Raw genomic sequence first — 13,931 nt, forward strand, 5'->3', positions numbered from 1 at the left:
CGTTTGTTCCTTCCTCGTTTAAGTGTTTTGCACCAAAAGCGTTGTTTTTAGGTCTGGAATTATTCCAATCCTTCAAGTAATCTTTTCAACACTACCGTTGCTGAGATTTCACGGTTGGCTGCTTCCGGAATAACGATAGACTGAGGGCTTTCAATTACATCATCTGTTACAATCATATTTCGGCGTACAGGCAGGCAGTGCATAAAATATGCATTGTTTGTAACTGCCATTTGGCGGTCACTAACTGTCCAGTTACGGTCGGTACTTAATATTTGACCATAATTATCACCTGTATAACCAGCCCAGTTCTTGGCATAGATGAAATCTGCTCCTTCGAAAGCTTTCATTTGGTCATATTCTACTTTGGCATGCCCTACAAACTTAGGATCAAGTTCATAACCTTCGGGGTGAGTGATTACGAAATCATAATCAGTTGCGTTCATCCATTCTGCAAATGAGTTGGGTACAGCCTGTGGCAATGGGCGTGGATGCGGAGCCCATGTCATAACTACTTTCGGGCGAGGCTTTTTCTTATATTCTTCAATTGTGATCAGATCGGCAAAACTTTGCAGCGGATGGCGTGTAGCTGCCTCCATTGAGAATACAGGACGTCCCGAATATTTGATAAACTGGTTGATAATCACTTCTTCATAGTCGTAATCGCGATTCTCGAAGCGGGCAAACGACCGTACTCCTATAATGTCGCAGTAGCAGCCCATAACCGGGATTGCTTCTAAAATATGCTCCGGTTTATCACCATCCATAATGACACCACGTTCTGTTTCCAGTTTCCAGGCTCCCTGGTTGATATCGAGAACCATTACATTCATGCCCAGATTCAGTGCCGCCTTTTGTGTACTAAGACGGGTTCGCAGACTGGAATTGAAGAAAATCATCATTAATGTTTTGTTTCTTCCCAGTTCTACATATTTGAAGCGGTCTTTTTTTATTTCAAATGCTTCGGCAAGGGCTGATTTTAAATCACCTATGTCTTGCACGCAAGTAAATTTCTTCATACCTGTCTGTTTTTAATTATTAGTTATTAATGCGAATCAGCAGTTGATAATCATCTACCTTTTTCGCTTGTTAAAATGTTATTATTCAGTTAATTATCTCATTAATTAGTTTTCTAATCTCCTTGAAAATCAGTATATTAGAAGAATAAAACCACTCATTGTTCTAATTATGATTCCCAAGGAGAAAGAATTAAAACTTATAAAAATATATATGTATATCTGCGATGTTTACGAGTCTTCACTCAAGTTCTACTGCCAGAGGTTCAGTAATAACAATCATCCAATCTTTACCGATCAGGAACTGCTTACTGTATATCTGTTCTGCGGAGCTTATCAGCAATACTTTAAAATCAAAGACATACATACCTTTACCAAAGAATACCTGCTTTCATGGTTCCCTGACTTGCCTTCTTACCAAACATTCAATTATAGATTGAATTTGATGCCGGAAGCAATCAGCGAACTCGTCAGGCAGTTAATCCATTCATTCAAACCTCAAGATTGTGACAGTATGAAATCATTAGTTGACTCGATGCCTATCATTACTTGCGCAGGAAAGAACAAAGTAGGAAAGGTCGCCACTGAGATTACTTCCAAAGGATATTGTTCGACAAAGAACATGTATTATTTCGGACTAAAACTCCATGCAGTGGCTTTCCGTAGAAAAGGAACTATACCTTTTCCTGAAATGCTCATACTTTCCGCTGCTGATGAAAATGACTCCACTGTATTCAAAAGAGAATGTGTGGGAAATCTGAACAATAGAGAAATATATGCCGATAAAATATATTCGGATATGCCATTCTATAAAGAGACGAAAGAATCCAAAAAACTCGAGCTATTTACTCCTGTAAAAGCTATCAAAGGAGAATCACCTGAAATAACAAAAAGGGAGAAAGCGGCAAGAGACTTGTTTTCAACGGCAGTCTCAAAAGTCAGACAACCCATTGAATCATTATTCAACTGGTTGAATGAAAAAACAAATATTCAAAGAGCGATGAAAGTCAGATCTACATCTGGACTTCTGATACATACGATGGGAAAAATTGCCATCGCATTAATTACTCTAATTTTTAACTAAGGAATCAAATACTGATTCGTATTATTAATCTTTAGTTTTCTCTTGTCTGTCCATCTCCCTCGATAATCCATTTATAGGAGGTGATCTCTTCAAGTGCCATAGGACCACGTGCATGTAGTTTCTGTGTACTGATACCTATTTCTGCTCCCAGTCCGAATTGTGCGCCATCTGTGAAAGCTGTGGATACATTGGCATATACACAAGCTGCGTCTACCATTTTGCAAAATAAGGTCGCACGTTCTTTATCTTCTGTAACAATACTTTCGCTATGTCTGGAGCTGTACTCTACGATATGTCCCAAAGCATCTTCAAAGCTTTTCACGGTCTTTATAGCCATTTTATAATCCAGGAATTCCGTACCAAAACTCTCTGTTGTAGCTTGCTTTAACAGATGTTCCGGATAATGTCCTTCCAAAGCATGATAGGCCTGAGGATCGGCATAAATAGTAACATTACTATTCTGTAATTTCTTGCAGATAGCTGGTAAGTCATTCAAACGTTTTTCATGAATAATAACACAGTCGAGTGCATTACACACACTTACGCGGCGTGTTTTTGCATTATTGATGATAGCTGCACCTTTGGTTGTATCACCGTATTCGTCAAAATAGGTGTGGCAGATTCCAGCTCCTGTCTCGATGACGGGGATTGTTGCATTTTCGCGTACAAAGTTTATCAGATTACTACTTCCGCGTGGGATAATGAGATCTACATAACCTGTTGCATGAAGTAGCTCGGTGGTTGCCTCCCTGTCAGCAGGAAGAAGCTCTACTATATGTGTATCTACGTTGAATTGTTTTAATACTTTGTGGATAACGCTTATGATTGCCTGATTGGAACTGTCTGCATCGCTGCCTCCTTTTAAAATACAGGCATTGCCACTTTTAAGACAGAGAGAAAATACGTCGAAACTCACGTTGGGGCGTGCTTCATAAATGATACCGATAACACCGAAAGGAACACTGACCTTGGTGAGTTTCATTCCGTTTGGGCGGACTGTCTCTTTCAATATCCGTCCTAAAGGTGAGGGAAGGGTAGCTACATTACGAATATCTGCGGCAATTCCTTCCAGGCGTTCTGCTGTGAGTTTCAGACGATCATATTTGGGATTTGCTTTATCCATTCGTGCAAGATCTTTTGCATTTTCATTTAGAATGAAAGGAGTTTCCGCAATGGCTGCGTCAGCTACTGCATTCAATATCTGATTAATCGTCTCATCGCTCAGTAGTGCCAACTTTCGGCTGGCTGCTTGTACGGCAATAAATGTTTCGTTTAACTTCATATTCTTAAAAGTCATATTATTCTATATACAAATAATCATAATGTACCACTGCTTTCTTTCCATGTTTACCCATCGCCTCTCGTGCTTGTGCCGAGTCACAATTTGCCTTACCTACTCCCACTGGTACTCCTTCGAAATTGAAAATACGTACAATATCGTCTTTTTCAAACTCACCTTCGATTTTTATTATACCGATGGGAAGAATACTTACAGCTTTATCTGAAGCTAATACTTCTGTGGCTTGCTCATTAATATGTATCTCTCCTTTGGCGAATCCTTCACTGTGGGCTATCCATTTTTTTATACTGGACACAGGTTCTTTTGATGGAGTAAAGCGCGTACAGAGGGTTTCCTTAGGGTGTTGTAATAAATCTACAAGAATATTATCCCGTTTTCCATTGGCTATGATTACGGTAATCCCTTCATCTGCTACTTTACGGGCAATATTGGTTTTGGTTAACATTCCACCTCTTCCAAAACTCGATTTGCTCGCTTGTATATAGTTGGACAAATCTTTTCCATGTCCTATTTCACGGATGACGGAGGAAGATGGATCTGTAGGTGAACCATTATATATACCATCTATATTGCTTAGTATAATAAGAGCTTGTGTATCCATCATTGAAGCGATAAGGCCAGACAATTCATCATTATCGGTAAACATTAACTCGGTGACGGAGATGGTATCATTTTCATTGACAATGGGGATTACTCCGTTTTCAAGCATTACAGTCATGCAGTTTTTCTGATTCAGATAATGTCGGCGGGTACCAAAACTTTCTTTGGTTGTCAGTACCTGTCCCACAGGTATGGCATGATCACGGAAAAGTTCGTAATAACGATTGATTAACTTAGCCTGTCCTACAGCAGAGAATAATTGACGCTGGTCTACGCTATCGAGTTTCTTTATCGTTCGTATTTCGCTGCGTCCGGAAGCTACGGCACCCGAAGATATGAGGATCACTTCGACACCTGTTTTATGTAATTCCGCTATCTGATCGACAAGGGCCGACATACGTGTTACGTCTAATGTTCCATCCCGACGCGTCAGTACATTACTTCCTACCTTTACGGCTATTCTTGTAAACTCTTGTTTCATTTTTACTAACGATTTGGAAGTACAAATATAGAACTTTTTATCGATATGATAGTTATAGGTGCTTGTTTTTACGGATAAATAAGAATACGTATACAAAACCGGAAGTGCTATAAAATAAAGTCTTTTTCACTGGTAACATTCATACTGTAAAAATCGTATCTTTGTACCCCGAAAAAACAGATAAACCAATGAAACAGACTAACCCTCAGGTTGAACAAATGACCTCGTTTATCGTCATGGACGTATTAGAGCGAGCTAATGAATTACAGAAACAGGGTATTGATATTATTCATCTTGAGGTAGGTGAACCCGATTTTGATGTGCCTGCCTGTGTCGCGGAAGCAGCAAAAAAAGCATATGATTCTCATTTAACACATTACACCCATTCTTTAGGTGATCCTGAATTAAGACGCGAAATAGCTGATTTCCATTATCGGGAATATGGTGTGAAGGTAGACCCCAACTGTATTGTGGTGACTTCCGGTTCTTCACCGGCAATTCTATTGGTATTGTTGTTGCTTTGTCGGCCGGATAGTGAGGTGATTCTTTCAAATCCGGGATATGCCTGTTATCGTAATTTTGTGTTGGCTGCACAAGCAAAACCGGTATTGGTGCCACTTCGCGAAGAAAATGGTCTGCAGTATAATATAGAGGATATTAAAAAGTTTATCACCACCCGTACGGCAGCTATCTTTATTAATTCACCAATGAATCCTACCGGGTTATTGCTGGAGGATAAGTTTCTTAAAGAAATAGCTTCATTGGGTGTTCCGGTCATTTCAGATGAAATTTATCATGGATTGGTTTATGAAGGACGTGCCCGTAGTATTCTGGAATTTACTGATCAGGCTTTTGTTTTGAATGGCTTTTCAAAACGCTTTGCCATGACAGGATTACGGCTTGGATATGTGATTGCACCTAAATCGTGTATGCGAGCATTGCAGAAATTGCAGCAAAATCTTTTTATCTGTGCCCCCAGTATTGCTCAACAAGCAGGTATCGCTGCACTTCGCCATGCTGCTCCGGATGTGGAGCAGATGCGGGCAACGTATGACGAACGCCGACGTTATATGATTCAACGTCTTCGCGAAATGGGATTTGGTATCCGCGTTGAACCCAAAGGTGCTTTCTACATATTTGCTGATGCTCGCAAGTTTACAAAAGATTCTTATAAGTTTGCTTTTGAAGTTTTAGAGCAAGCACATGTAGGCATTACACCGGGAGTTGACTTCGGCACAGGAGGAGAAGGCTACGTACGCTTTTCGTATGCCAACTCATTGGAGAATATTCGCGAAGCACTCGATCGTCTTAATCGTTTTCTGCTTTCTCGCGGCTCCTGATAATTTCCATAGCAGGCTCATAGTTATCCTCTTTTACCATAACGGATACTGTGGGACTGATATAAGGTGCTATTGTTGTTATAAGGCCGTCTTTTAAGGCGGCATCTATTTCATTACTTTCAAGCAATCCTTTGATAAGTTCTGCTTCCCATCTTGAACCGGAAAATACTTCGATCAGACGGCTGTTATCTTCTTCTTTCATAATTTCTGAGCTATAGGGTGTTTATACTTTCACAAATGTACACGATAATTTCTGAAAAAACGCATGGAAAGGTGAAAAAAATAGTGGCTTTGGATGAATAATGTATCTTTCAGAAGAGATGATGAAATTCAAGAGGAGTGGAAAGAATGTCCGTGAATAGTTCTCATTGATAAAATGGTGATCTGCTTTATTTTGACTTATATATACAAGATAAAGTAGACAATAATTTGAATAAAATAATCAATTTGTAATCTGGACGTTAAAAATAGATGTATATTTGCAATCTACAGCCAGGTCATTAATCAATACATAATCATGAGAACTACAATCTTCCGAAGAATGTTATTTGTTGTTTCTTTTGTTCTTTGCAGTACGGCTTATGCGCAGGAAGAAAAGGAGTTTAATGTAGATAGCACACTATACTCATATTTTCAGTATTGCCAGGAGAATGTTAGCAATTTAAAAGTTCTTCATATGGCTGATACGCTGTATCAGATGTCGGAGGAGAGAGGAGATTTACGGATGCAGGCTGTTGCTTTGGCGCTTAAATTAGACTATTACTATTTTCAAGGAAATAATGTAGACAGTATTATTCATTATACGAATATAGTGAAGGATTTTGCTGAAAAAACAAATCAACTTAAATATTATTATTTTGTTTGGAACAATCGTTTGATATTGCATTATCTCAAAACCGGAAAGACCAATATAGCTCTTTATGAAGCTCAGGAAATGCTAAAAGATGCCCAAATAAAGGATAGTAAGATCGGGCTACTTTACTGTTATAATAGCTTATACCAAATCTATGAAATAAAGAATCTGAAAAGCCTGGCTTTTGAGTATTGCTTGAAGGGAATCGAACTGACCGAAACTTATCATGTTGATAATTACAACCTTTCACCTTCTTATACTGAAGTTGCAAAATATTATATTGAACAGAATAAATTGCCTCAGGCACTCGAAATGCTGAAAAAAGCTGAGGCTACAGCTAATGCAAGTGTACATATCCTTCTCGGAAAATTAGGTTATATACATTACTATATTGCTATAGCCGATATGGAAAAAGCGAAGAAAATATTACAAGAGGTTGAGAAATTGATTGCAGATGATAAAAAACTGGATATCAATAAGAAGCTTTATTATGAGAATGAATTCTTCTATTATAAGCAGACAAAACAATATCAGAAGGCTTTAGCGTCTGCTGATGCACTGATAAAAGAGGAATTGCGTCTTAATGAACATGCATTGCGTAGCGGACATTATCGTATGAAGGGAGAAATCTATCAGGCTATGGGAAGGAAAGACCTGGCAGCTGATTATTTGTCTAAATATATTCAGTTGGAAGATTCTGCCAGACAGAGTAATGAAGAACACTCCATCAGTGAATTTGCAACTCTGGTTAATATGGAAAAACTGAATTCAGAAAAAAAAGAGTTGATGCTTCAGGCACAGAAGAAAGAGTTGTATAATAAGCAGATTCTCATTATTTCATTGGCGGCTTTATTAATATTTGTGTTTATCTTCCTATATAGAGAAAACAGACTGAATAAACGGTTGTTGCATTCAGAAGAGGAATTGAGAAAAGCGAAGAATGCTGCGGAAGATGCGAGCCAGATGAAAACATTATTTATACAGAGTATGAGCCATGAGATTCGTACACCGTTAAATTCGATTGTAGGGTTTTCTCAGATATTAGGAGATCGCTATCGGGATGATCCGGATACTAAAGTATATGCCTCTATTATTGAGGCAAACAGTCATAATTTACTTCGCTTGGTGACGGATGTTTTAGAATTATCTGATTTGGATAAAACAGGTAGTATGCCGGCAGATGTATTGACTAATATTAATGATTGTTGTAAACAGAGTCTGGAGAGCGTTCGTAGAGATGTACAGGAGGGCGTGAAGCTACTTTTTCATTCTGAACATGATCAGTTAATAGTTAAAAGTAACCCTGAACGTATAATGCAGGTTTTAATCAATTTGTTGCATAATGCGGCAAAGTTTACAGTTCAGGGCAACATAACACTGACATATACTGTGATGAAGAAGGAGCAGAATATATGCTTTGCTGTAACTGATACCGGACCTGGTGTTCCTTTGGATAGACAGGAGTGGGTTTTTGACAGATTTACGAAAATTGATAGCTATTCACAAGGTACAGGTTTAGGTCTTTCAATTTGCCGGGGAATTGCGGAAAAACTGAATGGTAGCCTGACTATTGATCCGGAATACAAAGAAGGGTGTCGCTTTGTATTTGTAATACCGTATTCTTAATTTTAATATATAATACCCTGACAAATGAGAACAAAAGTACTTTTTATGAGTTTAGTATTGGGCTGTTTATGGAGTTGTCAACAAGACGAAACGATTGAACAGACAGATGGACAGACTATTAAATTCACCAGCGTTGTTATTGGTGATGAAACCCTATCGCGTGCCAGTGGCAGTACTTCCATTGATGTGATTTCGATGCGTACTGAGTTGGATGATAAATTTACTGTGTTCGATCTCAAAAAGGATACTCGCTCATGGGGGGAATTCAGCAAAAAGAGCGAGGTCTTTTTTTATGCTCATTATCCCCGTCTGCCAGAGTCTGTGGCGAGTAATGAAACGCGTGTGTTGGAAGGAGGAACCAATGACTATTTGTTTGGAAAGGCAAAGGCTGTTGCCGGACAACAACAGGTTTGTCTTCAGTTTAAGCGTGTGATGGCTCCTCTGATTGTAGAGGTATTGGATGGGGATGGGCGCTCTTATCAGGGAGATATTGAGGTTAGTGCTTTAATAAAGAACAAGGGAGTACAGAATTTGAAAGATGGCTCTATCGTCATATTGGATGAGAAAAAGTATACTGCGTTTAATCGTTTTGATAATGGTGTGAAACAAGCTCTCAATCTTTTACCTCAAAGAATAGAGAAGGGGACCCCTTTTCAGGTACGGTTGAGTAATGGTGTGACCTATACTGCCACGGTTGGTGAAGCTGTTCAGTTAAATTCCGGAGAAAGCTATAAGGCTGTAGTCAGAGGTGCCCGGGTTGATATCACTATTTATGATGGCTCAATTCCGCTGTAGATCGCATCGGTAACAAATAAAATAAATAAGCCCTCTTTGCATATCCTTTAATGATGCAGAGAGGGCTTATTATGTGGTGGATATTTTTCTTACTCTAATACTACTCGTTTGACAGTTATATCTTCATTCAGAAATGCAGATGCCGACTCGATAAATTTTTCTTCGGCTTCTGTTGTGCAGAAGGTACATTTACCGTTTTGTGTACATTTAGCTGCTATTTCCGGATGGCGATGCAGATAGTCTTTTAAGCTTCCGGCAACATATTCTCCCTGTGACACAATCTTTATCCCGTCAGGCATAAAATGTTTTATTTTGGGTAATAATAGCGGATAGTGTGTACAACCTAATATTACAGTATCAATTTGCTGATCCTTACTTAATAGAGTATCAATATATTTTTGGATGAAGTAGTCGGCTCCGGAACTTTGTGCTTCGTTGTTCTCGACTAACGGAACCCACATCGGGCAGGCTTCTCCACTGACATAGATGTCGGGAAACAACTTATGTATCTCCATTGGATAGGATTCCGATTTGATAGTACCTGCTGTAGCCAATACTCCCACATGGCGGCTATGGGTGATGCTGCCTATACATTCTACTGTTGGTCGGATCACACCAAGCACTCTTCGTTGAGGATCAAGGTGTGGAAGATCATTCATTTGTATCGTTCGCAACGCTTTCGCTGAAGCTGTATTACAAGCTAAAATGACCAAGTGGCATCCCATCTCAAATAATTTATTAACAGCCTGAAGGGTGAATTCATAGACAATCTCAAATGAACGGGTACCATAGGGGGTACGAGCATTGTCGCCCAGATATATATAATCGTATTGCGGCAGAGTTTCTCTTATTTTACTCAGGATAGTCAATCCTCCATAACCTGAATCGAATACACCGATAGGACCAGGTATTTGCGAAAGCTTCTGTTTCATAATGGTAAAAAAAATTACGAGCTACAAGCTACAAGTTACAATTGGCATTCGGTTAATCAGAATAGCCTGTAACTTGCTGCTTGTAGCTCGTTTTTATACTTTAAGTTGTTGCTTACAATATATTATACTTGTTCTTTTACTTAATTCCGAGCTGTGCTTTTACTTTAGCAGTCAGATCGATGCTCTGAGCACCTACGTAAGGAATTGGAGTACGAGCCAGGTCAAAAATATAAATAACACCTTCTGCAGCACCTACAGCTTTGATAGCATCATCCAGTTTTTTGTAGATAGGAGTCATCTTTTCTTGCTGTGCTTTCTGCATACCTTGTTCTGCTTCCTGTTGGAACTGCTGTTGTCTTTCAGCCATATCCTGCAATTCTTTCTGTCTTCTTTCTGCAATATTTTGCGGAAGAGAATCCTTAGCTATCGCCTGTTGGAATTCCTGATATTTCTTGCTGAACTCTTCCTGGGTTCTTTGAATTTCATCAGTATAATTTTTTTCCAAAGCCTGTAACTCTGAAAGAGCTTTTGTATATTCAGGCATAGTAGGAATAATTTCGGTCGAAGTCATGTGACCGAACTTGAGTGTTGATTGTGCGAATACGCCCATTGGGAGTACCAGCATAATTAAAAGTGCAATTTTCTTTAGCATAGTTTTATTATTTATTTGAATGATTACTTTGGGTTATCGCTTGCAAATGTATGAAATTAATTTGAATATCCTAACTTTGCCAGCACTTCATTACTTATATCAATACGTGGAGAAGCAAAAATAATACTTGTTGCTGATGCTCTGTCTACTACAACAGAATAACTTTTTTGTTCAGCAAGCTCTTTCACTGCATTGTATATTTCGTCTTGAATGGGCTTCATCAAACTTTCTCTCTTTTTAAACAACTCACCTTCCGGACCGAAATATTTACGTTTTAGTTCGGCTGCTTCCTTTTCTTTAGCTACAATTTCCTCTTCTTTTTTAGTCTTTTGCTCTTCAGAAAGGAAGACTGTTTCCGATTGATAATTCTTATACAGCGTTTGAGCCTCTTGAGCAAGCGTCTCTACTTCGCTTTGCCATTTCTTAGAGGATTGGTTCAACTGTTCGCTAGCGCGCTCATAAGCGGGAATGTTCTTCAAGATATATTCCATATCAATCAGAGCAAACTTTTGTGCACTGGCTGTTAAACTAATAGTCAACAGCATCATGATAAATAGAACAGACTTCTTCATAACGTTTAGTTTTTTAATGAAACAATTTAGAATTCCTGGCCCAGTACAAAGTGGAAATGACTACCACCGGCACTGCTGCTACCGAATACTTTATCGAAACCGTATGCCCAGTCGATACCCATCATACCAATCATTGGAAGGAAGATACGTACACCGACACCGGCAGAACGTTTCAAATCAAATGGGTTGAACTTATTGATATCATTCCATGCATTACCAGCTTCCAAGAAACCTAACACATAAATATTAGTACTTGTTTCCAGCATCAATGGATATCTTAATTCAATACCCAAACGAGTGTACGCATAACCTTCTCTGCCATAAGGAGTCAAAGAACTGTTTTCGTATCCACGCAATGCAACACTTTCTGTGGCGTAACTTGAATATCCTGTCATACCGTCACCACCTACATCAAACGTTTCGAATGGCGATTTCTTATATTTATTATAGTGACCTAACAAACCGAATTCAATACGGCTCATAAGAACCAGACATTTCGGATGAGCCTGATAGTCCATCAAAGCTGTGTAAGTTTTAGCTTTGAATTTCCACTTGTGGTATTCAACCCAGTTATACAGCTTGTTTCTGTTGTCTTGAGTGATACCTCCGGTAGAAGTGTAATACCCTTTATAGTCTCTTCCATCAAACAACGAGTACGGCGGTGTAATTTGTGCCGACAGTGAGAACTCGGAACCTTGACGTGGGAACAATGGGTTATCTATAGAACTACGAGCCAGCGTAAGGTTCAGACTGATGTTATTACATTTTCCGTTTGTTACCGGGAAGTATTGCCAGTCTTTCAATATATAGCGTTGGTATGCCAGTTCTGCAGAGAGAGTGAAGTAGTCATCCGGCCATTTCAAGCGTTTACCCCAACCTACAGAAAGCCCCCACATTTGAATTGACTTATCAGGGTCATAATAATTTTCGTAATTATTGTAGTTACCATAGTTGTACATACCATAACCACCATAACCACTATACATACTATTGTAGTAGTTGTTATAATAACTGTCATTATAATAACGGCTACTAATATCTGTTTGTCGTGAATAGAAAGCAGATATTGAGAATGAATTGGGGCGTTTGCCTCCAAACCATGGGTCAAAGAATGAAATACTATATGACTGATAATATTTCGCATTCGTCTGTCCACTGACGGTCAGTGTTTGTCCATCTCCCTGCGGAAGGATACCGCGATAGTTATCTCCCGGATGTAACAGGTTAGCCAATGAGAAGTTAGTGAACTTCAAGCTCAACTTACCAATAATACCTGTTTGACCCCAACCGGCAGAGAATTCTACCTGGTCATTTGCTTTGGAAACAAGATCATAAGCAATATCAACTGTACCGTTCATCGGATCGGGTTGGATATCCGGATGGATATTTTCCGCATCGAAGTGTCCCATCTGTTGTATTTCACGCATAGAACGCATCAAGTCATCACGACTAAACAATTGTCCGGGGCGTGTGCGAAGCTCACGACGAACTACGTTTTCATATAGACGGTCATTACCGTTAATCTTGATCTTGTTGATGGTAGCCTGTCTACCTTCATAAATTCTCATTTCGAGGTCGATAGAATCACCGTCAATATTGATTTCTACCGGATCAAGATTATAGAAAAGGTAACCATTGTTGTAATATAGATTACCAATAGCATCTTCATCAGTAGACAAACGCTCATTTAGTAACTTTTGATTATATACATCCCCTTTTTTCATTCGGAGAAGGTAATTCAACTGTTCTGATGGATAGAGGGTATTTCCCACCCAAGTTACATTGCGAAGGTAATATTTGTCTCCTTCGTCAATTTCCATATACACATTGACAGTCTTATCGTCGTAGGGTGTTACGCTATCAGTAACGATCACTGCGTCACGATAACCTAATTCGTTATATTTATCTATAATCAGTTGCTTGTCTTCTTCATATTTCTCGTTGATGAATTTCTTAGTACGGAATAAATTCAGCAATTTACCTTTCTCATTTGTTTTTTTCATTACACGCTTCAGCTTCGAGGTCTTAATTGCTTTGTTACCTACGATTGTTATTTCGTGTACTTTAATCTTTTCTTTCTTATCGATATTTACGTCAACGATCACTTGATTCTCATTGGATATATCGTCTTTCTGAGAAATGATAATCTCTGCATTTTTGAAACCTTTATCATCAAAATAACGTTTGATCAGTGTTTTAGCACGGTCCACTAAGTTTGGAGTAATCTGGCTGCCTTTTACCAATCCCAATCTTGTTTCCAGATCTTGTCGTTCTGATTTTTTTACGCCATGATAGCGTATTTCTGAAATACGGGGACGTTGAGTCAAACTGATTTTCAACCATACCTTACCATCTTCTATTTTTTCGGCTGTGATCTTGACATTTGAAAATAGACCATGGCGCCAATAGCGCTTGATAGCACTTGTAATCTCATCACCTGGTACTGAAATGGATTGACCTACCGATAACCCCGAGAGACCAATAAGTACATAGTCCTCGTAGTTTTTAACACCTTCGACCTTAATGTCGGCTATCTCATATTTTTTTGGTGTTCCTGAATATAAAATAACAGGTTTGGAAGATTCGTCTGTGTTAGCATCTTGTGCCTTGCCTGCCAGTGCAAACCCAAACAGACAGATAAACGTTACGAGTATGAAGGAAATACGATAATGCATTTATGTTA

General features: G+C 38.9%; 12 protein-coding genes. 4 read left to right on the forward strand and 8 right to left on the reverse strand.

The features are described 5' to 3' along the window. Positions 1-59 precede the first annotated feature (59 nt). Positions 60-1,016 (reverse strand): Rossmann-fold NAD(P)-binding domain-containing protein, encoded by a 957-nt coding sequence (locus K8P02_RS20735; RefSeq protein WP_002558979.1) that lies wholly within the window; start codon positions 1,014-1,016, stop codon positions 60-62. Positions 1,017-1,227: 211 nt separating this feature from the next. Here K8P02_RS20735 and K8P02_RS20740 point away from each other — a divergent pair, with 211 nt between their 5' ends. Then, the gene (locus tag K8P02_RS20740) at positions 1,228-2,097 is read left to right on the forward strand and encodes a transposase (protein ID WP_007484362.1); all 870 of its coding nucleotides are present in this window, start codon (positions 1,228-1,230) and stop codon (positions 2,095-2,097) included. Between the two features lie 31 nt (positions 2,098-2,128). Here K8P02_RS20740 and K8P02_RS20745 read toward each other — a convergent pair whose 3' ends face one another. Then, positions 2,129-3,379: a glutamate-5-semialdehyde dehydrogenase gene (locus K8P02_RS20745; RefSeq protein WP_025868068.1), complete on the reverse strand. Its 1,251-nt coding sequence runs from the start codon at positions 3,377-3,379 to the stop codon at positions 2,129-2,131. Positions 3,380-3,395: 16 nt separating this feature from the next. Further along, a complete protein-coding gene (gene proB, locus K8P02_RS20750; RefSeq protein WP_025868069.1) occupies positions 3,396-4,478 on the reverse strand; it encodes a glutamate 5-kinase in 1,083 nt (360 codons plus the stop codon). A 188-nt stretch (positions 4,479-4,666) separates the two neighbouring features. Here proB and K8P02_RS20755 point away from each other — a divergent pair, with 188 nt between their 5' ends. Continuing rightward, positions 4,667-5,818: a pyridoxal phosphate-dependent aminotransferase gene (locus K8P02_RS20755; RefSeq protein WP_025868070.1), complete on the forward strand. Its 1,152-nt coding sequence runs from the start codon at positions 4,667-4,669 to the stop codon at positions 5,816-5,818. On the opposite strand, the gene K8P02_RS20760 is transcribed toward K8P02_RS20755, so the two are convergent. Continuing rightward, on the reverse strand, positions 5,787-6,020 hold the full coding sequence (locus K8P02_RS20760) for a DUF2007-related protein (protein WP_002558983.1): 234 nt from the start codon (positions 6,018-6,020) through the stop codon (positions 5,787-5,789). The two genes, K8P02_RS20755 and K8P02_RS20760, sit on opposite strands and share 32 nt — an antisense overlap. A gap of 315 nt (positions 6,021-6,335) precedes the next feature. On the opposite strand from K8P02_RS20760, the gene K8P02_RS20765 reads away from it, so the two are divergent. Together K8P02_RS20765 and K8P02_RS20770 are read left to right on the forward strand one after the other, a co-directional pair. Continuing rightward, on the forward strand, positions 6,336-8,297 hold the full coding sequence (locus K8P02_RS20765; RefSeq protein ID WP_044158549.1) for a tetratricopeptide repeat-containing sensor histidine kinase: 1,962 nt from the start codon (positions 6,336-6,338) through the stop codon (positions 8,295-8,297). Between the two features lie 24 nt (positions 8,298-8,321). Beyond that, entirely contained in the window at positions 8,322-9,092 is a 771-nt protein-coding gene (locus K8P02_RS20770; protein WP_007483674.1) for a fimbrillin family protein, read from the forward strand. Between the two features lie 89 nt (positions 9,093-9,181). Here the strand turns inward: K8P02_RS20770 and murI are convergent, their stop codons facing one another. The 4 genes from murI to bamA all read right to left on the reverse strand — a co-directional run bounded on the left by murI (position 9,182) and on the right by bamA (position 13,923). After that, positions 9,182-10,024: a glutamate racemase gene (murI, locus tag K8P02_RS20775; RefSeq protein WP_002558986.1), complete on the reverse strand. Its 843-nt coding sequence runs from the start codon at positions 10,022-10,024 to the stop codon at positions 9,182-9,184. A 136-nt stretch (positions 10,025-10,160) separates the two neighbouring features. Next, positions 10,161-10,676, reverse strand: coding sequence for an OmpH family outer membrane protein (locus K8P02_RS20780; protein ID WP_002558987.1), 516 nt, complete (start codon positions 10,674-10,676; stop codon positions 10,161-10,163). Between the two features lie 56 nt (positions 10,677-10,732). Then, positions 10,733-11,248 carry an OmpH family outer membrane protein gene (locus K8P02_RS20785; protein ID WP_025868072.1) on the reverse strand — a complete coding sequence of 172 codons (516 nt, stop codon included), beginning with the start codon at positions 11,246-11,248 and terminating at the stop codon, positions 10,733-10,735. 26 nt (positions 11,249-11,274) lie between these two features. Further along, positions 11,275-13,923 carry an outer membrane protein assembly factor BamA gene (gene bamA, locus K8P02_RS20790; RefSeq protein WP_002558989.1) on the reverse strand — a complete coding sequence of 883 codons (2,649 nt, stop codon included), beginning with the start codon at positions 13,921-13,923 and terminating at the stop codon, positions 11,275-11,277. Between the last annotated feature and the right edge of the window lie 8 nt (positions 13,924-13,931).

Origin of the sequence: Bacteroides nordii (genome assembly GCF_019930665.1) — a bacterium.
Lineage (GTDB): Bacteria > Bacteroidota > Bacteroidia > Bacteroidales > Bacteroidaceae > Bacteroides > Bacteroides nordii.

Coding starts and splice junctions, on each gene's coding strand:
- K8P02_RS20780 (WP_002558987.1), bottom strand. CDS start 10,676: ATGCTAAAGAAAATTGCACTTTTAATTATGCTGGTACTCCCAATGGGC.
- K8P02_RS20735 (WP_002558979.1), bottom strand. CDS start 1,016: ATGAAGAAATTTACTTGCGTGCAAGACATAGGTGATTTAAAATCAGCC.
- K8P02_RS20785 (WP_025868072.1), bottom strand. CDS start 11,248: ATGAAGAAGTCTGTTCTATTTATCATGATGCTGTTGACTATTAGTTTA.
- murI (WP_002558986.1), bottom strand. CDS start 10,024: ATGAAACAGAAGCTTTCGCAAATACCTGGTCCTATCGGTGTATTCGAT.
- K8P02_RS20740 (WP_007484362.1), top strand. CDS start 1,228: ATGTATATCTGCGATGTTTACGAGTCTTCACTCAAGTTCTACTGCCAG.
- K8P02_RS20765 (WP_044158549.1), top strand. CDS start 6,336: ATGAGAACTACAATCTTCCGAAGAATGTTATTTGTTGTTTCTTTTGTT.
- K8P02_RS20770 (WP_007483674.1), top strand. CDS start 8,322: ATGAGAACAAAAGTACTTTTTATGAGTTTAGTATTGGGCTGTTTATGG.
- K8P02_RS20745 (WP_025868068.1), bottom strand. CDS start 3,379: ATGAAGTTAAACGAAACATTTATTGCCGTACAAGCAGCCAGCCGAAAG.
- proB (WP_025868069.1), bottom strand. CDS start 4,478: ATGAAACAAGAGTTTACAAGAATAGCCGTAAAGGTAGGAAGTAATGTA.
- K8P02_RS20755 (WP_025868070.1), top strand. CDS start 4,667: ATGAAACAGACTAACCCTCAGGTTGAACAAATGACCTCGTTTATCGTC.
- bamA (WP_002558989.1), bottom strand. CDS start 13,923: ATGCATTATCGTATTTCCTTCATACTCGTAACGTTTATCTGTCTGTTT.
- K8P02_RS20760 (WP_002558983.1), bottom strand. CDS start 6,020: ATGAAAGAAGAAGATAACAGCCGTCTGATCGAAGTATTTTCCGGTTCA.